Below are 24,878 nucleotides of genomic sequence, written 5' to 3'. Positions count from 1 at the left end.
GCGCTATGCGCCCGTAGCTCAGCTGGATAGAGCGCTGCCCTCCGGAGGCAGAGGTCTCAGGTTCGAATCCTGTCGGGCGCACCATTGATTGAATGGCGCTGGAGCTGCGGCGGAATCCCTTCTTAAGAAGGTAGACCGCGCGAAAAGATTTACAGTGGTGGCTATAGCTCAGTTGGTAGAGCCCTGGATTGTGATTCCAGTTGTCGTGGGTTCGAGTCCCATTAGCCACCCCATTAATTTAGTGATATTGCGAAGGTGGCGGAATTGGTAGACGCGCTAGCTTCAGGTGTTAGTGTTCTTACGGACGTGAGGGTTCAAGTCCCTCTCTTCGCACCATCTCTAAGTTAAGCAATAAGAAGTGAAGCAGTATTTCGGCGAGTAGCGCAGCTTGGTAGCGCAACTGGTTTGGGACCAGTGGGTCGGAGGTTCGAATCCTCTCTCGCCGACCAAATTCAAGAAAACCCAATCGAAAGATTGGGTTTTTTTACGTCTGTAGTTTACCGTTTCGTAGGTCGGATAAGCGCAGCGTCATCCGACACCCTTACGAAAACAGTCCATTTCAATCCCAGTCTCTTATTCGCGACATTCCTGCTTTTATTGTCGTCGTTTGGTGACTCATAACTCATTGATATAAATGATTAGTTTTAATTGTCTGTTTATATGTCTCTAAATGGAGACACTCGTGCTATCCATCCTGGGTCCTTAAACAGTCAGCGCCGCGGCAACAATGAATCGCATAACATACTGATCAAAAAGAAATTACATTGTCATATTAATTTCGAATACAAACCTGGCATGCATCATGCAATAATATATGTGTAGATGCTCATTCCACTTCTTATGTTTGCTTAGGCTTCATAAACCCAGGAATGACGCAGAGCCGATTACGGTGCTTATCGTCCACCGACAGATGTCGTCTTTCAGACCTCATCCAACACCATGGACACAACGTTGAGTGAAGCACCACTTAGTTGTCATACAGACCTGTTTTAACACCTGCCAATTGGCAGGTGTTTTTTTTTGCATACGGAAAAGGAATTTGAGAAAGGAAAAGGGCGAAGAGATCGCCCTTGGGTGTTACGAACCCGTGTTGTTTTGCAGGGTGAGTAGCAGGCCGTCACGGCGCATCAGAGCCGCTTCTTCCGGGTTATGCAGTTTATCCAGGCAATCAGCCAGCCATGCGTAATCAAAAGCGTCTGGGCGCTGTTTAATTGCCTCACGGAAAGCCTCGGATGCCTGCTGCCATTCACCGTGTTTCATCAGCAACTGGCCGAGCGTGCTGTATAGCAGTGGGCGATCGCCCTGCGTTTTGATCTGCTGGCGCAGAGCTTTTTCAAGCTGCTCCGGATTGCCAGATTTCAGGCGCGGCATCAGTAATATCAAACGTTCGTCATAATGACGTTTCAGGCCATCAAGAATGATTTCCTGCGCGGCGTCATGATCGTCACATTCAATAAGATGCTCTGCCATCGCGACTTGCAGCACGGTTTCGTGACGAGTCTTACGGCTTTGATTTTTCCACCAGGTTTTCAGACCATCGTTGCCTTGCTCTGCCATTGCCTGATCCATCAAGCCAATCCAGGCTTGCTGTTGCAATGCGAGGCGATGAGTTTCGTCACCAATCTGTACTTTGTCCATTGCTGGCAAAATATCGAGTAACGAACCCCACGCACCGGTGCGGACATATGCCATTTCTGCCAGACGCAGAACTTCAGGATGGCGCGGAGAAATCTCCAGCAGCTTATCGACACCATGACGCGCGGCATGATTTTCATTGCGGGCTAACTGCAAACGTACACGGGTAATCTCGACCGGTAATTGATCGTTATCCGCCAGTTCGGCAGCACGTTCAAGATGCTGGTTAGCACGAATTTCATCCCCGCGTTGCTGTGCAGCTTCGGCCGCCATAAGGTAGTTCACCACAGGTTGCTCGGCATGATCGGCATTTTTCAGCATCAGTTTTTCAACTTGCTGGTGATCACCTTCAGCCAGTTTCAGCAATGCAGCTTTTGTTTGCTTACGTGCGCGACTGCTCTTGCGCCCAACAAACCAACCACGAGTACGAGCACCGGTGCGGAATACACGGCGCAGCACCCATTCAATGGCGAAGAGCACTACCATGGTCAGGATAAGAATGATCACCAGACCCGTGACGCTAGTTTCGACGTTGTAGTTGTCAGTCTGAATCAGAACGTAACCCTGGTGCCCGGCTAACATTGGCCCAAGAACGATCCCGGCGATCAACAGCAGAAAGAGTAATAAGACTTTAATCATGCTTATTCTCCTTGAGCGGGTGCAGGAGCCTGTTCAGGCGCGGGTTCTGCTGGAGCGCTGCCATTTGCAGCGGGTTGAGCGAGCAAATTACGCACCCGAGTCTGCATCAGCTTTTCCAGTAGCGGCTGGCTTTCCAGAGTTTGCGGGACATCCATATTGATGGTTTGCTGGCTGAGAGAGTCCAGATCATCAAGGAAGGATTTTGTCACACTGTCGCTGGTGTCGTAATAAGCACGCACCCAGGTCGAAACATTTTCCAGCGATTGCTTGTAGGTTTCTTCCTGATGACGTGGCACTGCTTGCGCTGCAACCAGCAAGCGCGAACGGATGTTCTCACGTAGATAAACATCCTGGTTCGGAGCCAAAAGCGGAACGGCCGTTTCGTCACGGCGGCGGATAGTAATGAAGCTATCCATAAAGTTGTGCCAGCTTTTGGTGAGATTTTGACGCCATTCAGTGACGGTAGAGGAAAGTTCACTGCCGTCGGAATCCATCGGCGTATCGTCGGTATCGTTATCCGCCAGACGCAGGTTATCAACTTGATTAGAAAGCTGATTGAGCTTGAGAATTATCCCGTCGTAATCAACCTGAGTAATCGCAGACAGCGTTGAAATGTCGTCTGTTAGCGCACGGCGAACGGGAAGCAGGCTTGGGTCATTCATATCTGCCAGGCTGGCATCGGCGCTTTTCAATAATGCGGCGGCGGTCGTGACGTCCTGATCGCTCCACAGTTTGCGCCCTGCCAATTTCACCAGAAAGTCGGATTGTGCCAGTAACCATGTTTTCGCATCGCTGCCAGAAATAGTAGCGACTTTTTGCTGTACTTCATTCAGTTCACGCGCCAGATTTGCCTGTTGGCGATTCGACTCTTCAAGTGCAGTGGCCTGCTGCTTGATGGTGGCTTCCAGAGCTGATTGCTGCTGCTCTTGCTGCTCTTGCTGCTTTTGTAGCGCGGTCAGTTGCGTTGCCAGGGCATCAGTGTTGGCATTTTGCGCCGCTGCCTGATGCTTACCATAACTGTAAAGACCGCCACCTAACGCAAGTGCAATAGCAATGGCGATAGCACCCAGCGCAATGCCCGCAATTCCACTACGATTTTTTTGCGGTGGTTGTTCTGGAAGTGGCGTGCTTTCCACCGCCGGTTTGGTTTCTTCAACCATGGCGGAGGTATTATGTTGTTCCGTCATTGTGGCGTCCCATTATAATATTTTAGGTTTATTGTAATGCGCGAAGCAGCGCATCATTGTCAGCGTTATCGGCGACCCGAATATCTTGCCAACCCAGTTCCTGGGCAAGGCCTGCCAGACGCTCACTGACGACGATAAGCCGGCAGCGGAGTAACCAATTTGTTCGATACCATTCGGGAATGAGCGCATAAAGTTGTTGTAGCATTTCACCGCTCGTTACGACCAGCGTTGAAACCCCACGTTCGCGCCAGCGAAAGGCTTCTTCCGTTCCATCATAAATCCTGGCATTTCTTTGGTAGCATTCGCAGAAGGTGACTTCTGCACCGCGTTCTGCCAGCGTTTCGCCCAACAGTTCACGACCACCATTCCCACGCAAAATGAGCGCCCGTTTCCCGGCAACATTTTGTAATTCAGGTAATTGTAGCAACACTTCCGTCGTTTCTCTGTCTTGCGGATAACGAACCGGCAAATGGCTCACAGTGTGAAAAGCTAACGCAGTTGTACGTCCAATAGCAAACCAGGCAAGACTTGCAGGCCATGACATAGCGTTCTGCTTTAATTGCGGATGAGCAAAATGTATGACGTGCTGCGATAACAGAAATACCAGGTCACCTTCGGAAAGGCTCGCCAGCATGGACGGCAATTTATCCAACTGCCGTCCTGGGGAAAACTCGATGAGAGGAAAGCTATACGCCACCTGCCCCAGTGCGCGCAGTCTGCTCACTAATTCATCCCCTGCGGGGGAAGGGCGGGTGACCAGTATCGTCATGCCGGAGCATCTCCGTCATAAACGGCAGCAAGAATTTCGCGCGCGCCTTTATCGAGAAGCTCTTCCGCCAGCGAAACGCCCATGACTTCGGCGTCTTCTGGTTTGCCGCGACGTTCACCGCGAACCAGAACAGAGCCGTCAGGTGCGCCCACTAATGCCCGCAGCCATAGCTCACCGTCTCTCAATTCTGCATAACTGCCAATCGGCACCTGGCATCCACCTTCAAGGCGCATATTCATGGCGCGTTCAGCACGCACGCGAATGGCCGTTTCTTCATGATTGAGCGATTCGAGCAGTTCTTTAGTGCGTTCATCATCAAGACGGCATTCAATACCCACCGCGCCCTGGCCAACAGCAGGCAGAGATACTTCCGCAGGCAATGCGTAACGGATACGTGATTTCAGACCCAGTCGATTAAGCCCGGCGACCGCCAGAATAATCGCGTCATAATCACCGTTGTCGAGTTTACCCAGACGGGTGCCAACGTTGCCGCGCAAAGAACGAATCACCAGATCCGGGCGACGTTCGGCAATCTGACACTGGCGGCGTAGGCTTGAAGTACCCACGACGCTGCCTGCGGGTAAATCATCCAGACTGGCGAAATTATTCGAGACAAAGGCGTCGCGAGGATCGTCGCGTTCGCAAATGGTCACTAAACCTAAGCCTTCAGGAAATTCGACCGGCACATCTTTCATTGAATGCACGGCGATATCTGCCCTGCCTTCAAGCAGTGCGAGTTCCAACTCTTTGACAAACAATCCCTTGCCGCCGACTTTTGCCAGCGGTGTATCAAGAATGATGTCGCCACGCGTAACCATAGGTACCAGTTCAACCGTGAGCTGGGGATGGCACGCTTCGAGGCGTTGTTTGACATATTGTGCTTGCCAAAGTGCTAATGGGCTTTGGCGAGTGGCAATTCTTAATACATTGTCTAACATTGCTTGTTACCGTAATTATCGTCCCTGACCATCCTACCACTCTTCAAGGAAGGCTGTCAGTTTCAACGGGTTTGCGGAAAAGAGGGACATATTTCGTATTATGGAAGATAAAGCGGGTAGACGGTAAGGAACTTGGCGAGTAGCGCATCTTTCTTTACGGTCAACCAGCAAGGTGTTAAATTGATCACGTTTCCAGCAATTCTTTGCCTTGTCGTTTATAATAGAGGCAACAACCGGGAAACGGGTTTTTTCGTAATACTGAAACCATCAGGCGATATGTCTTGTACCTCTATATTGAGACTCTTAAACAGAGACTGGATGCCATTAACCAACTGCGTGTAGATCGCGCACTTGCTGCCATGGGGCCTGCTTTCCAACAGGTCTACAGTCTTCTGCCAACATTGTTACATTATCATCACCCGCTGATGCCAGGTTACCTTGAGGGTAACGTTCCACATGGCATATGCATCTACACGCCTGATGAAACCCAACGTCACTACCTCAACGAACTCGAATTGATGCGCGGCATGCCGCCGCAGACAACAGAATCGGGTGAATTGCCTATCACTGGCCTTTATTCAATGGGCAGCACCTCGTCCGTTGGGCAGAGCTGTTCATCCGATCTGGATATTTGGGTTTGTCACCAGTCATGGCTCGATAACGACGAGCGTCAGTTGCTGCAACGTAAATGTAGCGTGCTGGAAAGCTGGGCCGCTTCGCTAGGCGTTGAGGTCAGCTTCTTCCTGATTGATGAAAACCGCTTCCGCCACAACGAAAGTGGCAGTCTGGGCGGCGAAGATTGTGGGTCAACCCAACACATCTTGTTGCTCGATGAATTCTACCGCACCGCAGTGCGCCTGGCGGGTAAACGTATTCTGTGGAGTATGGTGCCTGGCGACGAAGAAGATCATTACGACGATTACGTAATGAGCCTCTACTCGCAGGGCGTGCTCACGCCAAACGAATGGTTGGATCTTGGTGGTTTAAGCACGCTGTCGGCGGAAGAGTACTTTGGTGCCAGTTTGTGGCAGCTCTATAAAAGTATCGATTCACCTTATAAAGCGGTGCTCAAAACGCTGCTGCTGGAAGCCTATTCCTGGGAATACCCGAATACTCGTTTACTGGCAAAAGACATTAAGCAGCGCTTGCATGATGGCGAGATAGTCTCTTTTGGGCTTGATCCGTACTGCATGATGCTGGAGCGTGTGACCCATTACCTCACGCAAATCGAAGACACTGCGCGCCTGGATTTAGTGCGTCGTTGTTTCTATCTGAAAGTGTGCGAAAAATTGTCCCGCGAGCGTGCCTGTGTAGGCTGGCGTCGTGAAGTCTTAAGCCAACTGGTCAAAGACTGGGGCTGGGATGAACCACGCCTGGCGATGCTCGATAACCGCGCTAACTGGAAAATCGACCAGGTCCGCGATGCGCACAACGAACTTCTGGATGCGATGATGCAAAGCTATCGCAACCTGATTCGCTTCGCTCGCCGTAACAACCTCAGCGTGAGTGCCAGCCCGCAGGATATCGGTGTGTTGACCCGTAAACTGTACGCTGCGTTTGAAGCGCTACCGGGGAAAGTCACGCTGGTTAACCCGCAGATTTCCCCTGATTTGTCAGAACCGAACCTGACCTTTATTCATGTTCCGCCGGGTCGTGCTAACCGTTCAGGTTGGTATCTCTACAACCGCGCGCCAAACATGGATTCCATCATCAGCCATCAACCGCTGGAATATAACCGTTATCTTAATAAGCTGGTGGCATGGGCCTACTTCAACGGCCTGCTGACCTCGCGCACCCGCCTGTTTATTAAGGGCAACGGCATTTGTGATTTGCCAAAATTGCAGGAAATGGTGGCTGACGTTTCGCACCACTTCCCGCTGCGTTTGCCTGCGCCAACCGCCAAAGCGTTGTATAGCCCGTGCGAAATTCGTCATCTTTCTATTATCATTAACCTCGAATACGACCCGACGGCGGCGTTCCGCAATCAGGTGGTTCATTTCGATTTCCGTAAACTGGATGTGTTCAGTTTCGGGCAGCAGCAACAGTGCCTGGTGGGAAGCGTTGACCTGCTTTACCGCAACTCGTGGAATGAAGTGCGTACCCTGCATTTCAACGGTGAACAATCAATGATTGAGGCGCTGAAAACTATTCTGGGCAAAATGCACCAGGATGCCGCGCCACCGGATAGCGTTGAAGTGTTCTGCTATAGCCAGCATCTGCGCGGACTTATCCGCACGCGCGTTCAGCAACTGGTTTCTGAATGTATCGATTTCCGTTTATCGAGCACACGTCAGGAGCCGGGTCGCTTTAAAGCGCTGCGTATTTCTGGCCAAACGTGGGGACTGTTCTTTGAACGCCTGAGCGTTTCAGTGCAAAAACTGGAGAATGCGGTCGAGTTCTACGGCGCGATTTCCCATAACAAACTGCATGGCTTGTCGGTGCAGGTTGAAACTAACCAGCAGGTTCAGTTGCCGCCGGTGGTAGATGGTTTTGCCAGTGAAGGGATCATTCAGTTCTTCTTTGAAGAATCGAATGAGGACCAGGGATTTAATATCTATATTCTGGATGAGACTAACCGGGCAGAGGTTTATCACCACTGTGAAGGAAGCAAAGAAGATTTAGTGCGCGACGTCAGCCGCTTCTACTCGTCTTCACACGACCGCTTTACCTATGGCTCAAGCTTTATCAACTTCAACTTGCCACAGTTTTATCAGATTGTGAAAGTAGATGGGCGCTCGCAGGTGATTCCATTCCGCACCCAGGCTATTACAGCAGCGACGTCGGCTAATCATGACGATAGCTCAACCCCGCTGCTTCAGCAGTACAGCAATAGCTAGCTAAAGCTAACTGGTTCTCCAGCTTGCTGTGTGCAGGCTTCTTCCAGCAACTGCCAAAACTCAGCGCCGCTGCGGTCGCAAATCCACTTATCGTCTTTCAGATTAAAATGGTAACCCCCACTTTTGGTGGCAAGCCACACCTGATGCAAAGGCTCCTGGCGGTTGATAATAATCTTGCTGCGATTTTCAAAACTTAGCGTCAGCACGCCACCATTAATTTCGCAGTCGATATCACTGTCACCATCCCAGTCATCCAGGCGTTCTTCGATTGTTGACCACAGGCCGTCAGCCAGGCGATGAAATTCACTGTCGTTCATATGTTTTTCTCAGTTGTTCGTCTTTAGGGCAGTATAAAAGCAACGCCCGCCAATAGAAAAGAGTATTGCTTTTCAGGGATCACCTGCGATGATAGAAGACAGAATATTGGATTACAGGCATCTCAATAATGAAGAAAATTTTCTGCCCACTGGCGCTCTTGCTGGCACTTTCCAGTCTTTCTGGCTGCGGTCTTAAAGGGCCTCTGTATTTTCCGCCCGCTGATGGCAAAACCAAGCCTACGAGCCAGGTAACACCGGATAAACAAACACAATCTACCGCGCCGGAACGTAACGACCGTGGGACTGATAACGCACCGACTCAGGTTATCTACTAGAAAACATTTAAAAAGTAGCCGCGTATATGGAGCAGAAGATGCAGTTCTCAAAGATGCATGGCCTTGGCAATGACTTTATGGTCGTCGACGCGGTGACTCAAAATGTCTATTTCTCCCCTGAGTTGATTCGTCGCCTGGCCGACCGGCATTTAGGTGTGGGTTTCGATCAGTTGCTGGTGGTTGAACCGCCGTACGATCCTGACCTCGATTTCCATTACCGTATTTTCAATGCCGACGGCAGCGAAGTCTCACAATGTGGCAATGGCGCACGTTGTTTTGCTCGTTTTGTGCGCCTGAAAGGGCTGACGAACAAACGCGATATTCGTGTCAGTACAGCTAATGGCCGCATGGTTCTCAGCGTGACGGAAGATGAACTGGTGCGCGTAAATATGGGCGAGCCGAATTTCGAACCGTCCGCCGTGCCGTTCCGCGCCAACAAAGCGGAAAAGACCTATATTATGCGTGCCGCCGAACAGACCATTATGTGCGGCGTCGTGTCGATGGGTAATCCGCACTGCGTTATTCAGGTTGACGAAGTGACGACCGCCGCCGTGGAAACACTGGGGCCGGTGATGGAAAACCACGAACGCTTCCCTGAGCGCGCGAACATCGGTTTTATGCAAGTCGTGACCAAAGAACATATCCGCCTGCGTGTTTATGAACGCGGTGCCGGAGAAACACAAGCTTGTGGCAGTGGCGCTTGCGGCGCAGTCGCCGTAGGCATTTTGCAAGGAATACTTGCGGAACAGGTTCGCGTGGAGCTGCCTGGTGGCCGTCTTGATATCGCCTGGAAAGGGCCGGGAACCCCGTTGTTTATGACCGGCCCGGCGGCCCACGTCTATGATGGATTTATACATCTATGAAGAACGCCGAGGAACAGCAAGAAGCCGTACTGGAACTGGATGACCGCATGGTGGCGGAATATCTGTTACGTCATCCCGATTTCTTTATTCGTAACGCCCAGCATGTAGAACAGATGCAAGTCCCGCACCCGGTGCGTGGCAGCGTTTCGTTGGTTGAATGGCATATGGCGCGTAGCCGTAACCACATCAATTTTCTTGAAGAAAACATGACCTTGCTGATGGAGCAGGCGAGTACCAACGAAGGTTTGTTCTACCGCTTACTGAAGTTGCAAGGCCGTCTGGCTTCTGCCACCAGCTTGCAGGACATGCTGAATCGCTTGCATCGTTGGGCGCGTGAAATGGGTCTGGCGGGCGCGAATGTGCGTCTTTTTGCAGACCGTTGGCGGATTGGTGCTCCTTCTGATTTCACCCATCTGGCATTGAATCGCCAGGCTTTTGAGCCGCTGCGTATTCAACGCCTGGGCGACAGGCAGCATTATCTTGGATCATTAAATGGCCCTGAGTTACTGGTCGTTTTGCCTCAGGCGAAAGCGATTGGCTCGGTGGCGCTTTCTCTGATGGGTAGCGATGCGGATTTAGGCGTACTGGTATTCAGTAGTCGTGATCCTCAGCATTACCAGGAAGGGCAAGGCACACAATTACTGCATGAACTGGCGCTGATGTTGCCAGATTTGCTGGAGCGTTGGGTTGAGCGGGTATGACCGACTCCCCGCTGCAAATCGCTGTTGACGGCTTTCTGCGCTACCTGAAAGTGGAGCGCCAGTTAAGCCCGCTGACTCTACTCAATTATGGCCGCCAGCTCACCGCGATAATCGGCCTGGCAAGCGAGATGAAACTGAGTACCTGGCAACAGTGCGACGCCGCAGCGGTTCGTTCAATCACGGTTCGCAGCCGCAAGGCGGGGCTAGGGGCATCAAGCCTGGCGTTACGTCTTTCTGCATTACGAAGTTTCTTCGACTGGTGTGTTAGCCAGGGCCAACTCAAAGCCAATCCCGCAAAAGGGATTTCCACGCCGAAAGCAGGTCGCCACCTGCCAAAAAATATCGACGTCGATGACGTGAGCCGCCTGCTGGATATCGACATTAACGATCCGCTCGCGGTACGCGACCGTGCGATGCTTGAAGTGATGTACGGCGCAGGTTTGCGTCTTTCCGAACTGGTGAATATGGACTGCCGCCACATCGATCTGGCGACGGGTGAAGTGTGGGTGATGGGGAAAGGCAGCAAAGAGCGTCGGGTGCCGGTGGGGAAATCTGCTGTGACCTGGATTGAGCACTGGCTGGATCTGCGTGAGCTTTTTGGTCCGGATGACGATGCGTTATTTCTCTCAAAGCAGGGGAAACGTATCTCGGCACGTAACGTTCAAAAACGCTTTAGCGAGTGGGGAATAAAACAGGGGCTAAACAGCCATGTGCATCCACATAAACTGCGCCATTCATTTGCCACGCATATGCTGGAATCGAGCGGGGATCTGCGCGGCGTGCAGGAATTATTAGGCCACGCCAACCTTTCTACTACGCAAATCTATACCCATCTCGACTTCCAACACTTAGCCTCAGTGTATGATGCAGCGCATCCACGCGCTAAACGAGGGAAATCGTAATGCACTTTTACCGTCCACTTGGGCCTATTGCCGCGCTCACTTTCGATCTCGACGACACCCTGTACGACAACCGCGAAGTGATTACGCGTACCGAACGTGAATCAATGAGCTTCGTGCAGAATTACCATCCGAAGCTTAACCACCTGCAACGTCAAGATTTTCTGCATATTCGGCATGCGCTGCGCCTCGCAGAACCGGATATTTACCACGATGTGACCGAATGGCGTCGCCGTGCCGTTGAACAAGCGATGCTGGACGCGGGTTTGTCAGCAGATGAAGCAGCCGCTGGCGCACTGGCTTGTATGGCGAATTTCGCCCACTGGCGCAGCCAAATCGACGTGCCGCAAGAAACGCACGACACATTAGCAAAACTGGGTGAGAAATGGCCGCTGGTGGCGATTACCAACGGTAACGCCGAGCCGCACCTTTTCGGCCTCGATAAGTACTTCAAGTTTGTACTGCGTGCCGGACCTGACGGACGCTCTAAGCCATTCAACGACATGTATCACCTGGCGGCTGAAAAGCTCGATGTACCGCTCGGCCACATTTTGCATGTGGGTGATGACCTGACGACAGACGTTGCCGGAGCCGTCCGCTGTGGGATGCAGGCATGCTGGATAAACCTGCGCGATGGCGACCTGATGCAGATTAATGACAGCCGTTTATTGCCACATCTGGAAATTTCGCAGTTGGCATCCCTCACCGCGCTGATATAATCTGATTAATTCTGTATAAAACCACAGTATATTTTTATCTCCTCAACGGCGGTGCCAATGGACGTTTCTTACCTGCTCGACAGCCTCAATGACAAACAGCGCGAAGCCGTCGCAGCCACGCGTAGCAACATGCTGGTGCTGGCAGGGGCGGGTAGTGGTAAGACGCGCGTATTAGTGCACCGCATTGCGTGGTTGATTAGCGTGGAAAACTGCTCGCCGTATTCCATTATGGCGGTGACGTTTACCAACAAAGCGGCGGCGGAAATGCGCCACCGTATCGGCCAGTTGATGGGAACCAGCCAGGGCGGTATGTGGGTGGGCACCTTCCACGGCCTTGCACATCGCTTGCTGCGTGCGCATCACATGGACGCTAACCTGCCGCAGGATTTTCAAATACTGGACAGCGAAGATCAGCTGCGCTTGTTAAAACGCCTGATTAAAGCCATGAATCTCGATGATAAACAGTGGCCGGCACGCCAGGCAATGTGGTTTATTAACGGCAAAAAAGACGAAGGTTTGCGTCCGCATCACATTGAAAGCTATGGCAACCCAGTCGAGCAAACCTGGCAGAAAGTTTATCAGGCCTATCAGGAAGCCTGTGACCGCGCAGGCCTGTTGGATTTTGCCGAACTATTGCTGCGTGCTCATGAGTTGTGGCTGAACAAACCCCATATTCTTAACCACTACCGCGAACGCTTTACCAACATTCTGGTGGACGAATTCCAGGATACCAACAGCATTCAGTACGCGTGGATTCGCATGCTGGCGGGTGATACTGGCAAAGTGATGATCGTGGGTGACGATGATCAGTCAATCTACGGGTGGCGCGGGGCGCAAGTGGAGAACATCCAACGCTTCCTGACCGATTTCCCCGGCGCACAAACGATTCGCCTTGAGCAAAACTACCGTTCCACCAACAACATTCTGAATGCCGCCAACGCCCTGATTGCCAATAACTCAGGTCGTTTAGGCAAAGAATTGTGGACGGATGGCAGCGACGGCGAGCCGATCTCACTTTATTGCGCATTCAACGAATTAGATGAAGCGCGTTTTGTGGTTAACCGCATCAAAACGTGGCAGGAAAATGGCGGAGCGCTTGAACACTGCGCGATTTTGTACCGCAGCAACGCCCAATCGCGCGTGCTCGAAGAAGCATTGTTGCAGGTCAGCATGCCATACCGCATTTACGGCGGGATGCGCTTCTTCGAACGTCAGGAAATCAAAGATGCGCTCTCGTATCTGCGCCTGATTGCTAACCGTAATGACGATGCGGCGTTTGAACGCGTGGTTAACACCCCAACGCGCGGCATAGGCGATCGCACATTAGACGTGGTGCGCCAGACCTCCCGCGATAAACAACTCACATTGTGGCAGGCCTGCCGTTTGCTGCTGCAAGAAAAAGCGCTGGCGGGCCGTGCGGCTTCTGCGCTGCAACGCTTTATGGAACTTATCGACGCGCTGGCTCATGAAACTATCGATATGCCGCTGCACGTACAAACCGACCGGGTTATTAAAGACTCGGGCTTAATGATTATGTATGAGCAGGAAAAGGGCGAGAAAGGCCAGACGCGTATCGAAAACTTAGAAGAACTGGTCACGGCAACACGCCAGTTCAGCTATCAGGATGAAGACGAAGACCTGATGCCGCTGCAAGCGTTCTTGTCTCACGCGGCACTTGAAGCCGGGGAAGGGCAAGCCGATACCTGGCAAGACGCAGTTCAACTGATGACGCTGCACTCGGCGAAAGGGCTGGAGTTCCCGCAAGTATTCATCGTCGGTATGGAAGAGGGCATGTTCCCAAGCCAGATGTCGCTGGATGAAGGCGGGCGTCTGGAAGAAGAACGCCGCCTGGCTTACGTCGGCGTGACGCGAGCGATGCAAAAACTCACGATTACCTATGCCGAAACCCGCCGTCTGTACGGCAAAGAGGTGTACCACCGTCCTTCTCGTTTCATTGGCGAGTTGCCTGAAAACTGCGTGGAAGAAGTTCGCCTGCGCGCCAGCATTAGCCGCCCGGTAAGCCATCAACGCATGGGAACGCCAATTTCCGAAAACGACACTGGCTACAAACTTGGGCAGCGTGTCCGTCATGCAAAATTTGGTGAAGGCACCATCGTTAACCTGGAAGGGAGCGGCGAACATAGCCGGGTTCAGGTGGCATTCCCAGGACAAGGAATTAAGTGGTTAGTTGCCGCTTATGCACGTCTTGAAACCGTGTAAGTCAGCGGAATAACTCATAGTTTTTTACGCTTTTGCTACCCTTTAAACACCGAGGGTATTTATTCGCAAGCGGTGTCCCGTTGCGTGTTGACGCCATATTTGTGGTGGCGTAACATGCGCGCACGATTACGCTAAGAGGACACTCGCCTTGGACACACCCAGTAAATACTGGCTCAATTACCTGTCATCCAGGTACAACTTCTAAGGCTATCCTCGAATGCTGATAGCCTTAGTGGTTGTCGGCGACCCCATATCTCGTATATCCCGTCGCAATGAGTCAGACTTTTTAATGGTCTGAAACTTATATTGTTTCTGTCTGTGTGCCAACCGAACTGTCCCTGATATTTTTTGCATTGGGAGTACCGGTCATGCTGAGCGCATTTCAACTGGAAAACAATCGTCTGTCCCGTCTCGAGCTTGATGAGGCCGATAACCTGAGCAATTCTGTTTGGGTTGATTTGGTCGAGCCTGAAGAGAGCGAGCGTCAGCGCGTGCAAACGGAACTTGGACAAAGCCTGGCAACCCGCCCGGAACTGGAAGACATCGAAGCATCCGCGCGTTTTTTTGAAGACGAAGACGGTTTGCACATCCACTCATTTTTCTTTTATGAAGATGCAGACGATCACGCGGGCAACAGCACCGTGGCATTCACCATTCGTGAAGGCCGCCTGTTTACGCTGCGTGAGCGCGAATTACCTGCGTTTCGCCTCTATCGTATGCGTGCTCGTAGCCAGAATATGGTTGACGGCAACGCTTACGAATTACTGCTCGACTTGTTCGAAACCAAAATCGAACAGTTGGCAGACGAAATCGAAAACATTTATAGCGATCTCGAAAAACTTAGCCGTGTAATCATGGAAGGGCACCAGGGCGATGAATATGACGCAGCACTTTCAACGCTGGCTGAGCTTGAAGATATCGGCTGGAAAGTCCGTTTGTGTCTGATGGATACCCAACGCGCGCTCAACTTCCTGGTGCGTAAAGCACGTTTGCCGAGCGGTCAGCTTGAGCAGGCGCGTGAGATCCTGCGCGATATCGAATCCCTGTTGCCACACAACGAATCGCTGTTCCAGAAGGTGAACTTCCTGATGCAGGCGGCGATGGGCTTTATCAATATCGAGCAGAACCGCATCATCAAGATCTTCTCGGTGGTATCGGTCGTATTCCTGCCGCCGACGCTTGTGGCATCCAGCTACGGGATGAACTTTGAGTTTATGCCCGAGTTGAAACTGAGCTTCGGTTATCCGGCGGCGATTATCGTCATGATCCTCGCAGGCCTCGCGCCGTATCTCTACTTCAAGCGTAAAAACTGGTTGTGAGAAGAAAATGAGAAGGGAGCCGATTGGCTCCCTTTTTTACTTCTGCGCGACCGTGCGCGCCGCAATCCGTGAGTTTCGCTGCGTATAAACCGCATCAAGAATAAACAGCGCCAGCGCGGCCCAGATAAAGCCAAAGGTCAGCAACTTATCTTTGCCCACCACTTCACCGTAGAACGTCACTGCCAGCAGGAACATCAGCGTTGGGCCAATATACTGGAAGAAACCCAGTGTCGAGAGGCGCAGGCGGGTGGCCGCTGCGGTAAAACACAGCAATGGAATCGTTGTTACCACGCCCGCCGCAATCAGCAGTAAGTTCAGCGACATCGAGTTTTGCCCCATATGACTGGTCGAGCTGTCAGCGATGCCAAATAAGTAAATTGCGGCAATGGGCAACAGCCATAGCGTTTCCACCAACATGCCAGTTTGTGCATCCACGGCAATTTTCTTACGCACCAGCCCGTAAAACGCGAAGCTAAACGCCAGGCCCAGAGCAATGATTGGCAGCGAGCCGAATGTCCACAGTTGAACCAGAACACCACAAGCGGCAAGACCTACCGCCACCCACTGCATTGCGCGGAAACGTTCGCCGAGGAAAATCATTCCCAGCAATACGTTAACCAGCGGGTTGATGAAATACCCCAGGCTGGCTTCCAGCATGTGATTGTTATTCACCGCCCAAATGAACAGCAGCCAGTTACCACCAATCAGCACCGCCGAGAGTGCCATGGCAAAAACCTTCTTACGGTTCTGACAGGATTTTTTCACCTGTGGCCACTGGCGGCTCAGGCTAATCAGCACCACCATAAAGAAGAATGACCAAATCACGCGATGCGTCAGGATTTCATCAGCCGGGACATAGTGGATTAACTTGAAATATGCAGGCGCGATGCCCCACATAAAGTACGCCGCCAGCGCAAGTAACACGCCCTGGCGGGTTTGTTTCGCATCCATGAAAAGAACTCGTTGGTAAATAGTGTGCAAATAGTAACAGGATTTATCTTCTCACCCTACCATGTAGGTCGCCGTCGCACTGGCGATATGCAGCTGGTCTTCGTTGTGTAATTCCACACGCGCAACCGCGACTTTATTCCCGGCACGCAGCAGGCTGCTACTGGCGGTAAAACGTTGCCCACGCCCTGGTCGCAGGTAATCGACACGCAGGTCGATGGTGCCCATTTTTGACAGACGCTGGCGTAGTTCTTCTTCGCTAATGCTGTCGTGGCGAGTCAGCGTGCTGCCCACGCAAACCAGGCCTGCCGCGACGTCCAGCGAAGAGGCAATCACCCCGCCGTGCAAAATACTTTGTGCCCAGTTTCCTACCATCATCGGCTGGTTATTGAAGCAAAGCTCGGCGTAGTCTTTCTCGTAACGTATCAGTTCCAGACCCAGCGCCCGGTTAAAAGGCATGTGATAAACAAAAATCTCACCAACCAGTTGGAGGGCAGCTTCAGGGGTCAGAAATGGGGTAGACATGGATCATCCTCGATCAAAACAAAGTCTCAATGTTAATTAGTTGTTTATTTTATGCTTCGTAATCGTTGATTGCCACTTTAAGAAATGTAGACCGAGCGTGCACATTCATTCCTATGTAGAATGTGTCTCAGAAAATAATTTGAAACCTTTTTTATTCAGGAGAATATTGCCGATGCGCAAGTTTCTGGGATGGTTAGTGGCTGCGAGCCTGTTGCCTCTGACTGCTTACGCACAGGAAGCAACAATCAAACAAGTGCATGACAAACCCGCGGTACGCGGTAGCATCATCGCCAATATGCTTCTGGAGCACGATAATCCATTCACGCTCTATCCGTATGAAACTAACTATTTGATTTATACGGTGACAGACGATCTCAATAAAGAAGCGATCCGCAGTTACAACTGGTCTGATAATGCCAGAAAAGACGAAGTGAAATTCCAACTGAGCCTCGCGTTCCCTATCTGGCGTGGCATTGTCGGGCCAAATTCCGTTCTGGGCGCTTCCTATACTCAGAAATCCTGGTGGCAGTTGTCGAACAGCGGTGAATCTGCACCTTTCCGCGAAACCAACTATGAGCCGCAAGTTTTCCTGGGCTTTGCAACGGACGAGTCATTCGCGGGTTGGACATTGCGTGATGTTGAATTTGGCTATAATCACGACTCCAATGGTCGTTCCGACCCAACCTCCCGTAGCTGGAACCGCCTCTACACGCGTCTGATGGCGGAAAACGGTAACTGGATGGTGGAAGCGAAGCCGTGGTATGTCATCGGCAGCACTGACGATAACCCGGACATCACGAAATACATGGGCTATTACCAGTTGCGCGTCGGCTACCAGTTTGGCGATGCCATTTTGAGTATGAAAGGCCAGTACAACTGGAATACCGGCTACGGCGGCGCGGAATTAGGCTTTAGTTATCCGGTGACTAAACACGTTCGCCTCTATACCCAACTTTATAGCGGCTACGGCGAGTCATTAATTGATTACAACTTTAACCAGACACGCTTCGGTGTCGGCGTTATGCTTAACGATCTGTTCTAAGAAATTGGCGGTTTTTGTGGTGGGGAAAGCGTGACACAGGCGGAAGTAATTAATCAGGCAGTGCTGGCCAGACAGGTTTTGCAAGATACCTTTGGCTATCAACAGTTCCGCCCGGGTCAGGAAACCATCATCGAAACGGTGCTGGAAGGGCGTGATTCCCTGGTTGTCATGCCAACCGGCGGTGGCAAATCCCTGTGCTACCAGATTCCGGCATTGGTATTTGGCGGGCTGACGGTTGTCGTTTCCCCGCTGATTTCCCTGATGAAAGACCAGGTCGATCAGCTGCTGGCAAACGGTGTGGCGGCGGCCTGTCTTAACTCCACGCAAACTCGTGAACAGCAGCAAGAAGTGATGGCGGGTTGCCGTACCGGGCAAATCCGCCTGCTTTATATCGCACCAGAACGTCTGATGATGGATAACTTCATCGACCAAATCAGCCAGTGGCATTTGTCGATGATCGCGGTGGATGAAGCGCACTGTATTTCACAATGGGGTCACGATTTCCGCCCGGAATACGCCGCTTTAGGCCAGTTGCGTCAACGCCTGCCGACGGTGCCATTTATTGCCCTCACCGCAACGGCTGACGACACCACGCGTGCCGATATCGTGCGCCTACTCGGCCTGCACGATCCGCTTATTCAAATCAGCAGCTTCGACCGTCCAAATATCCGATACATGCTGATGGAGAAGTTTAAACCTCTCGATCAATTGATGCGTTACGTACAAGACCAGCGCGGTAAATCCGGCATTATTTACTGCAATAGCCGCGCAAAAGTTGAAGACACCGCCGCGCGTCTGCAAAGCAAGGGGATTAGCGCTGGCGCTTATCACGCCGGGCTTGAACACCAGGTTCGCGCCGAAGTGCAGGAAAAATTCCAGCGCGACGATCTGCAAATTGTTGTCGCCACCGTGGCTTTTGGTATGGGCATCAACAAACCCAATGTGCGGTTTGTCGCGCACTTTGATATCCCACGTAATATCGAATCTTACTACCAGGAAACCGGCCGCGCCGGGCGTGACGGCCTCCCCGCAGAAGCGATGTTATTTTACGATCCGGCCGATATGGCGTGGTTACGTAAATGTCTCGAAGAAAAACCGGTCGGACAATTGCAGGATATCGAGCGCCACAAACTCAACGCGATGGGCGCATTTGCCGAAGCGCAAACGTGCCGCCGCCTGGTGTTGTTGAATTACTTTGGTGAAGGTCGCCAGCAATCTTGCGGCAACTGCGATGTTTGCCTCGATCCGCCGCGTCGTTACGACGGGCTGGTGGATGCGCAAAAAGCACTGTCGTGTATCTATCGCGTCAATCAGCGCTTTGGTATGGGTTACGTGGTAGAAGTGCTGCGCGGTGCTAATAACCAGCGTATCCGCGAGTTACAACATGACAAATTACCTGTCTATGGCATTGGCCGTGACCAGACCCACGAGCACTGGGTCAGCGTTATCCGCCAGTTGATTCACCTCGGCGTGGTGACGCAAAACATTGCTCAACACTCGGCGTTGCAACTCACCGCCGCGGCTCGCCCGTATTTACGTGGCGAAGAACCGTTAATGCTGGCGGTGCCGCGTATTGTGGCAATCAAATCAAAATCCAGCCCGAAAGTCTTCGGCGGGAACTACGACCGTAAGTTGTTCGCCAAATTGCGCAAGCTGCGTAAAGCCATTGCGGATGAAGAAAATATCCCGCCCTATGTGGTGTTTAACGACGCAACACTTATCGAAATGGCTGAACAAATGCCGCTCTCTCCAGGTGAAATGCTGGGCGTTAACGGTGTCGGCACGCGAAAACTGGAACGCTTTGGCCGCGAGTTTATGGCACTTATTCGTAGCCATGTCGACGGCGAAGATGAGTAGTAGCCAGTCCTGCCCGAACGTGGCAGGATAACCCTTCATTGAATATTTTTTGCGCGAGTTATTTCCTATGTTGATGCTTTTCCTCACGGTGGCGGTTCTACATATCGTCGCACTGATTACCCCTGGCCCGGATTTCTTCTTTGTCTCGCAGACAGCCGTTAGCCGTTCACGTAAAGAAGCCATGATGGGTGTGCTGGGTATTACCTGCGGCGTCATGGTCTGGGCAGGTGTGGCGTTACTCGGCCTTAACCTTATCCTTGAAAAAATGGCATGGTTACACAGTATTATTATGGTCGGCGGGGGCTTGTATCTGTGCTGGATGGGTTATCAGATGCTACGCAGCGCATTGAAAAAAGAAACGGTTAAGCCGACAGAAGAAGTCAGTGTTGAGCTGGCTCGCAGCGGACGTAGTTTCCTGAAAGGCCTGCTGACCAATCTCTCGAATCCTAAAGCTATCATTTACTTCGGCAGCGTGTTTTCACTGTTCGTCAGTAATGATGTTGGCAGCGCCGAGCGTTGGGGGTTATTCATCATGATTGCCCTGGAAACCTTTGCCTGGTTCACCGTCGTGGCCAGCTTGTTCGCACTGCCGCAAATGCGCCGTGGTTATCAGCGCGTTGCGAAGTGGATTGATGGAGTTGCCGGTGCATTGTTTGCCGGATTCGGTATTCACCTGATCATCTCCCGTTAATTATGCCTGGCGTGCTCCCGCAAGGAGTGCGCCAACCAGCATAAACAATGAGCCAAATACACGGTTCAACGCTTTCATCTGCTTTGGCCCTTTAATCCAGCCTGCAATTCGCGTTGCCAGCGTCGCATAGCCAATCATCACAATAATATCGACCACTACGGTGGTTACACCGAGCACTAAATACTGCGCGGCTTGTGGCTCATGGGGTGCGATAAACTGCGGGAAAAGTGCAGCCAGAAACACAATGCTTTTGGGGTTGGTCAGATTCACAAAAATTGCACGTTTAAACAGACGACTGCGTGGCTGGCTCGTGGCGAGAGTGTTCAAGTCAATGGCCCCAGCGGCACGCCATTGCTGAATGCCCAGCCAGATGAGATAAGCCGCCCCCGCCCATTTCAGAATTTCAAATGCCAGCAGCGAACGTGAAAACAATGCGCCGAGGCCAATCCCAACTAATACGATGTGAATCGCCAGCCCGGTTTGCAGCCCTGCAATCGACGCCGCTGCTCCGCGATAGCCGTGGCTAATGGCGGTGGTCATTGTATTTATCGCCCCGGAACCGGGTGAAAGACTCAGAATTATCGTGGTCAAAAGATAGGTTAACCACCACTCAACGCTCATGTGAAATTCCCTGGATGGACACTTTTATGCCACAATACGCTATTGTTGATGAGCGTGCTACGAATCACAAAAAGCGATATGACTCAGCATAAAAATGGATGGTCAAACAGGGAAAACGCCTTTGCAGCTTTCACCACCGGTCCGCTGATGGACTTCTGGCGACAGCGCGAAGAGTGTGAATTTTCAGGCGTCGACGAAGTGCCGGTACGCTACGTACGGTTTCGCTCGCAGGATCATGACCGGGTGATTGTTGTTTGCCCTGGGCGCATCGAAAGCTACGTCAAATATGCTGAACTGGCTTATGACTTATTCCATTGTGGATTCGATGTTTTAATCATCGACCATCGCGGGCAAGGCCGTTCAGGACGCATGCTATCGGATTCACATCGTGGCCATGTTGCGAGATTTAGCGACTATGTCGACGATTTTGACCGCTTTTATCAACATGAAGTCGCTAATGGCCCGTGGAGAAAACGCTATGCGTTAGCGCATTCCATGGGAGGCGCAATCATCACGCTGTGGCTTGAAAAAAACTCACAATGTTTTGATGCGGTTGCACTTTGTGCGCCAATGTTTGGCATCGCGCTGCGCTGGCCGGACTGGATGGTGCGCCATATTCTTGACTGGGCCGAGGGACATCAGCGTTTTCGTGAAGGTTATGCAATCGGAACAGGCCGCTGGCGTGCCTTACCATTTAGCGTTAATGTCCTGACTCATAGCCGTGAACGTTACCGCCGCAACCTGCGTTTTTATGCTGACGAGCCAGCGTTACGGGTTGGCGGGCCAACAAATCACTGGGTAAGAGAAGGGATACTCGCAGGAGAACAGGTTTTAGCGGGAGCCACTGCTATCACCACGCCGATTTTTATCCTGCAAGCAGAAGAAGAACGTGTAGTTGATAATCGCGCGCATGATCAATTCTGTGAAATTCGAGCCGCGGCGGGCAACCCTTGTGAGGGGGAAACACCTTACGTCATAAACGGTGCGTATCATGAGATCCTGTTCGAAAAGGACGATATGCGGACCGAAGCGCTGAATGCCATCATCGCTTTTTTTGATAGGCATAACTAAATACCGACTTAAACACCAGAGGTTCCAAATCCTATGTACCATGTCGTTGCGTCTGACTTAGATGGCACGTTGCTGTCCCCCGATCACCTTCTTACTCCGTATGCAAAAGAAACGCTGAAACTGCTCACTGCTGAAGGAGTTAATTTCGTCTTCGCAACGGGCCGCCACCATATCGACGTGGGGCAAATTCGCGATAACCTCGAAATCAAAGCCTACATGATCACCTCTAACGGCGCGCGCGTACATGATACTGACGGCAACCTGGTGTTCAGCCACGATCTCGACCATGACATCGCTCAGGATCTCTTTGGTGTCGTGCATACCAATCAAGATATCGTGACCAACGTCTATCGCGGCGACCAGTGGTTTATGAACCGCCATCGTCCTGAAGAGATGAAGTATTTTAAAGAAGCCGTGTTTAACTACAGCCTGTTTGAGCCAGGTTTGCTGGAAGCCGATGGCGTCAGCAAAGTGTTCTTCACCTGTGATTCTCACGAAAAATTGCTGCCGCTGGAGCAAGCGTTGCTCGCTCGCTGGGGTGACCGCGTGAACGTGAGTTTCTCGACGCTGACTTGCCTGGAAGTGATGGCGGGTGGCGTGTCAAAAGGCCATGCGCTGGAGGCAGTATCCAAAGCGATGGGCTACGGCCTGAAAGACTGTATTTCCTTTGGCGACGGCATGAACGACGCTGAAATGCTCAGCATGGCGGGCAAAGGCTGCATCATGGGCAACGCTCACCAGCGCCTGAAAGACTTGCTGCCAGAACTGGAAGTCATCGGCACCAACGCGGATAACGCGGTTCCACATTACCTGCGTAAGATGTTCCTCGGTAAAGATTGATTCGTGAAAAGCGAGTGGTGAATAAATCACCACTCGTCAACCAAATAGTTCAGATCTGGTTCATCCCCTTCGCTACAATGGTGAATAAATTGCCTGTAGTTGAGACTTCATCGTGCCGTTACTCATCATCACCACAATCCTGTGGGCCTTCTCTTTTAGCCTGATTGGCGAATATCTCGCCGGGCATGTCGACAGCTATTTTTCCGTGCTGATGCGCGTCGGACTTGCAGCGTTAGTGTTCCTGCCGTTCCTGCGCTTCAAAGGCTACAGCGCGAAAACGCTGCTGCTGTACATGCTGGTGGGCGCGTTACAACTCGGCGTGATGTACCTGTTTAGTTTCCAGGCTTACCTCTACCTCACCGTTTCGGAATTCCTGCTGTTTACGGTAATGACGCCGCTTTACGTTACGCTGATTTACGACCTGATCAGTGGCAACAAACTGCGCTGGGGCTATGCGTTAAGCGCAGGGCTTGCGGTGATTGGTGCGGCAATTATTCGCTACGATAAAGTTAGCGATCACTTCTGGATTGGCCTGCTTTTGGTACAGGCGGCAAACCTCTGTTTCGCTATCGGAATGGTGGGCTACAAACGCCTGATGGAAACGCGCCCGATGCCACAGCATTGCGCATTTTCATGGTTTTATCTCGGGGCTTTAATCGTGGCCGTTACGGCCTGGTTTGCGCTTGGGAACCCGCAAAAACTGCCGACGACCCATCTGCAATGGGGCATTCTGGTGTGGCTTGGGGTTGTCGCGTCAGGATTGGGGTACTTCATGTGGAACTACGGTGCCACGCAGGTGGATGCGGGCACGCTCGGCATCATGAACAACGTGCATGTTCCGGCGGGGCTGCTGGTTAACCTCGCCATCTGGCAAGAGCAACCCCACTGGCCGAGTTTTATTATTGGTGGGTCGGTGATAATGGCTTCGCTATGGGTACATCGCCATTGGGTCGCTCCGCGTTCTTCACAAACGGCAGATGCTCACAAGCGTGTGAACACGTCGAGCGAATAAAGGCTTCCGTCACCGGTTGACGCTGCTCGCCATCGCGCACGGCAGCGTACAACCGGCTCCACAGTCCTTCACCCAGGGTTTTGGTTACAACCAGACCCTGGCGTTCAACATTCTCCACTACCCAATGCGGCAGCGCTGCAATTCCCATGCGTGCCGACACCATCTGAATCAACAACAACGTGTTATCGACACTTTTCAGCGATGGACTAACGCCTGCGGGTTGCAGGAAATGCCGCCAGATATCCAGACGTTGGCGCTGGACCGGGTAAATCAATAACGTTTCGCTGCTCAAATCTTCCGGCTCAATACGCGTTTTATTCGCCAGCGGGTGATCCGTTGCCAGCACCAGGCGCACTTCATAATCAAACATCGGCGAATAGTGCAGACCGCTGCGCGGCAGAATGTCAGACGTTAAAACGATATCCAACTCGCTCTGCTGCAAAGCTGGTTGTGGGTCAAACGTCACGCCAGATTTGAAATCCAGATCTACCTGCGGCCAGGTCTTGTGGAAGTATTCCAGTGCAGGCGTTAGCCACTGAATACAGCTATGGCACTCAATCGCGATGCGAAGCCGGGTTTGATGCGGTTCATTGCATGCCTGAAGCGCACGGCTAATCTGCGGCAGCACTTGTTCTGCCAGTTGCAACAGCACTTCGCCCTGCGGAGTAAAGCGCAGCGGCTGACTTTTACGGACAAACAGGCGGAACCCAAGCCGCTGCTCCAGATCGCTGAACTGATGAGAGAGCGCCGATTGGGTTTGATGCAACGCGGAGGCGGCGGCGGCTAAAGAGCCGCAATTTCGTAACGCCTGGAGCGTCCGCAGGTGTTTGATCTCGATCATGAAAGTCCTTCACTTCGGCATGAGCAAATTGCGCTTGAGGAATATACAGTAC

General features: G+C 52.0%; 24 protein-coding genes and 4 tRNA genes. 19 read left to right on the top strand and 9 right to left on the bottom strand.

All coding sequences use genetic code 11. The features are described 5' to 3' along the window. Positions 1 to 7 precede the first annotated feature (7 nt). The 4 genes from DY231_RS22545 (at position 8) to DY231_RS22530 (ending at position 449) form a co-directional block, all read left to right on the top strand. Positions 8 to 84, top strand: a tRNA-Arg gene (locus DY231_RS22545). 73 nt (positions 85 to 157) lie between these two features. Next, a tRNA-His gene (locus tag DY231_RS22540) sits at positions 158 to 233 on the top strand. Between the two features lie 16 nt (positions 234 to 249). Further along, positions 250 to 336 (top strand) — tRNA-Leu (locus tag DY231_RS22535). Between the two features lie 36 nt (positions 337 to 372). Next, positions 373 to 449, top strand: a tRNA-Pro gene (locus DY231_RS22530). 628 nt (positions 450 to 1,077) lie between these two features. Here DY231_RS22530 and hemY read toward each other — a convergent pair. From hemY to hemC, 4 genes are read right to left on the bottom strand one after another with little or no spacing between them, the layout of a single operon-like run. After that, the gene (gene hemY / locus DY231_RS22525; RefSeq protein WP_115631606.1) at positions 1,078 to 2,274 is read right to left on the bottom strand and encodes a protoheme IX biogenesis protein HemY; all 1,197 of its coding nucleotides are present in this window, start codon (positions 2,272 to 2,274) and stop codon (positions 1,078 to 1,080) included. A 2-nt stretch (positions 2,275 to 2,276) separates the two neighbouring features. Continuing rightward, the gene (gene hemX / locus DY231_RS22520) at positions 2,277 to 3,461 is read right to left on the bottom strand and encodes a uroporphyrinogen-III C-methyltransferase (protein ID WP_115631605.1); all 1,185 of its coding nucleotides are present in this window, start codon (positions 3,459 to 3,461) and stop codon (positions 2,277 to 2,279) included. Positions 3,462 to 3,489: 28 nt separating this feature from the next. Further along, entirely contained in the window at positions 3,490 to 4,230 is a 741-nt protein-coding gene (hemD, locus tag DY231_RS22515; protein ID WP_115631604.1) for a uroporphyrinogen-III synthase, read from the bottom strand. Then, positions 4,227 to 5,168 carry a hydroxymethylbilane synthase gene (gene hemC / locus DY231_RS22510; RefSeq protein ID WP_115631603.1) on the bottom strand — a complete coding sequence of 314 codons (942 nt, stop codon included), beginning with the start codon at positions 5,166 to 5,168 and terminating at the stop codon, positions 4,227 to 4,229. The genes hemD and hemC overlap by 4 nt, the downstream gene beginning before the upstream one ends. A gap of 281 nt (positions 5,169 to 5,449) precedes the next feature. Here hemC and cyaA point away from each other — a divergent pair, with 281 nt between their 5' ends. Further along, positions 5,450 to 8,005, top strand: coding sequence for a class I adenylate cyclase (gene cyaA, locus DY231_RS22505; protein WP_115631602.1), 2,556 nt, complete (start codon positions 5,450 to 5,452; stop codon positions 8,003 to 8,005). Here cyaA and cyaY read toward each other — a convergent pair. Next, positions 8,002 to 8,322 (bottom strand): iron donor protein CyaY, encoded by a 321-nt coding sequence (cyaY, locus tag DY231_RS22500; protein ID WP_115631601.1) that lies wholly within the window; start codon positions 8,320 to 8,322, stop codon positions 8,002 to 8,004. The two genes, cyaA and cyaY, sit on opposite strands and share 4 nt — an antisense overlap. Positions 8,323 to 8,450: 128 nt before the next feature. Here cyaY and lptM point away from each other — a divergent pair, with 128 nt between their 5' ends. The 8 genes from lptM (at position 8,451) to corA (ending at position 15,378) form a co-directional block, all read left to right on the top strand. Then, positions 8,451 to 8,657, top strand: a complete 207-nt coding sequence (gene lptM / locus DY231_RS22495; RefSeq protein ID WP_034492195.1) for an LPS translocon maturation chaperone LptM — start codon at positions 8,451 to 8,453, stop codon at positions 8,655 to 8,657. A gap of 38 nt (positions 8,658 to 8,695) precedes the next feature. Beyond that, complete coding sequence (gene dapF, locus DY231_RS22490) at positions 8,696 to 9,520, top strand: diaminopimelate epimerase (protein WP_115631600.1); 825 nt, start codon at positions 8,696 to 8,698, stop codon at positions 9,518 to 9,520. After that, positions 9,517 to 10,221, top strand: coding sequence for a DUF484 domain-containing protein (locus DY231_RS22485; RefSeq protein ID WP_115631599.1), 705 nt, complete (start codon positions 9,517 to 9,519; stop codon positions 10,219 to 10,221). The genes dapF and DY231_RS22485 overlap by 4 nt, the downstream gene beginning before the upstream one ends. Then, entirely contained in the window at positions 10,218 to 11,123 is a 906-nt protein-coding gene (gene xerC, locus DY231_RS22480) for a tyrosine recombinase XerC (RefSeq protein ID WP_115631598.1), read from the top strand. The genes DY231_RS22485 and xerC overlap by 4 nt, the downstream gene beginning before the upstream one ends. Next, positions 11,123 to 11,839 (top strand): 5-amino-6-(5-phospho-D-ribitylamino)uracil phosphatase YigB, encoded by a 717-nt coding sequence (gene yigB, locus DY231_RS22475; RefSeq protein ID WP_115631597.1) that lies wholly within the window; start codon positions 11,123 to 11,125, stop codon positions 11,837 to 11,839. The genes xerC and yigB overlap by 1 nt, the downstream gene beginning before the upstream one ends. 57 nt (positions 11,840 to 11,896) lie before the next feature. Then, positions 11,897 to 14,059 (top strand): DNA helicase II, encoded by a 2,163-nt coding sequence (uvrD, locus tag DY231_RS22470; RefSeq protein WP_115631596.1) that lies wholly within the window; start codon positions 11,897 to 11,899, stop codon positions 14,057 to 14,059. 148 nt (positions 14,060 to 14,207) lie between these two features. Next, entirely contained in the window at positions 14,208 to 14,264 is a 57-nt protein-coding gene (gene ysgD / locus DY231_RS25640) for a YsgD/CorL family protein (protein WP_370451543.1), read from the top strand. A gap of 163 nt (positions 14,265 to 14,427) precedes the next feature. After that, positions 14,428 to 15,378, top strand: a complete 951-nt coding sequence (gene corA, locus DY231_RS22465) for a magnesium/cobalt transporter CorA (protein WP_034492179.1) — start codon at positions 14,428 to 14,430, stop codon at positions 15,376 to 15,378. A 36-nt stretch (positions 15,379 to 15,414) separates the two neighbouring features. Here the strand turns inward: corA and rarD are convergent, their stop codons facing one another. After that, complete coding sequence (gene rarD / locus DY231_RS22460) at positions 15,415 to 16,329, bottom strand: EamA family transporter RarD (RefSeq protein ID WP_115631595.1); 915 nt, start codon at positions 16,327 to 16,329, stop codon at positions 15,415 to 15,417. 51 nt (positions 16,330 to 16,380) lie between these two features. Further along, a complete protein-coding gene (yigI, locus tag DY231_RS22455; protein ID WP_034492175.1) occupies positions 16,381 to 16,851 on the bottom strand; it encodes an acyl-CoA thioesterase YigI in 471 nt (156 codons plus the stop codon). Positions 16,852 to 17,023: 172 nt separating this feature from the next. Here yigI and pldA point away from each other — a divergent pair, with 172 nt between their 5' ends. From pldA to rhtC, 3 genes are all read left to right on the top strand, one after another. Beyond that, positions 17,024 to 17,893, top strand: a complete 870-nt coding sequence (gene pldA / locus DY231_RS22450; RefSeq protein WP_115631594.1) for a phospholipase A — start codon at positions 17,024 to 17,026, stop codon at positions 17,891 to 17,893. Between the two features lie 30 nt (positions 17,894 to 17,923). After that, positions 17,924 to 19,750, top strand: a complete 1,827-nt coding sequence (gene recQ / locus DY231_RS22445) for an ATP-dependent DNA helicase RecQ (protein WP_115631593.1) — start codon at positions 17,924 to 17,926, stop codon at positions 19,748 to 19,750. 67 nt (positions 19,751 to 19,817) lie between these two features. Continuing rightward, on the top strand, positions 19,818 to 20,441 hold the full coding sequence (gene rhtC, locus DY231_RS22440) for a threonine export protein RhtC (RefSeq protein WP_115631933.1): 624 nt from the start codon (positions 19,818 to 19,820) through the stop codon (positions 20,439 to 20,441). On the opposite strand, the gene rhtB is transcribed toward rhtC, so the two are convergent. Beyond that, on the bottom strand, positions 20,442 to 21,062 hold the full coding sequence (gene rhtB, locus DY231_RS22435; RefSeq protein ID WP_034492168.1) for a homoserine/homoserine lactone efflux protein: 621 nt from the start codon (positions 21,060 to 21,062) through the stop codon (positions 20,442 to 20,444). A 78-nt stretch (positions 21,063 to 21,140) separates the two neighbouring features. Between rhtB and pldB the strand changes: the two genes are divergently transcribed. The 3 genes from pldB (at position 21,141) to DY231_RS22420 (ending at position 23,985) form a co-directional block, all read left to right on the top strand. After that, positions 21,141 to 22,133 (top strand): lysophospholipase L2, encoded by a 993-nt coding sequence (pldB, locus tag DY231_RS22430; RefSeq protein WP_115631932.1) that lies wholly within the window; start codon positions 21,141 to 21,143, stop codon positions 22,131 to 22,133. Between the two features lie 33 nt (positions 22,134 to 22,166). Then, complete coding sequence (gene yigL / locus DY231_RS22425) at positions 22,167 to 22,973, top strand: sugar/pyridoxal phosphate phosphatase YigL (RefSeq protein WP_034492166.1); 807 nt, start codon at positions 22,167 to 22,169, stop codon at positions 22,971 to 22,973. A 112-nt stretch (positions 22,974 to 23,085) separates the two neighbouring features. Continuing rightward, on the top strand, positions 23,086 to 23,985 hold the full coding sequence (locus DY231_RS22420; protein ID WP_115631592.1) for a carboxylate/amino acid/amine transporter: 900 nt from the start codon (positions 23,086 to 23,088) through the stop codon (positions 23,983 to 23,985). On the opposite strand, the gene metR is transcribed toward DY231_RS22420, so the two are convergent. Further along, on the bottom strand, positions 23,873 to 24,826 hold the full coding sequence (metR, locus tag DY231_RS22415) for an HTH-type transcriptional regulator MetR (RefSeq protein WP_115631591.1): 954 nt from the start codon (positions 24,824 to 24,826) through the stop codon (positions 23,873 to 23,875). The two genes, DY231_RS22420 and metR, sit on opposite strands and share 113 nt — an antisense overlap. Between the last annotated feature and the right edge of the window lie 52 nt (positions 24,827 to 24,878).

This window comes from Buttiauxella agrestis, from assembly GCF_900446255.1.
Lineage (GTDB): Bacteria > Pseudomonadota > Gammaproteobacteria > Enterobacterales > Enterobacteriaceae > Buttiauxella > Buttiauxella agrestis.
This window is presented reverse-complemented; position numbering and strand designations above follow the sequence as displayed.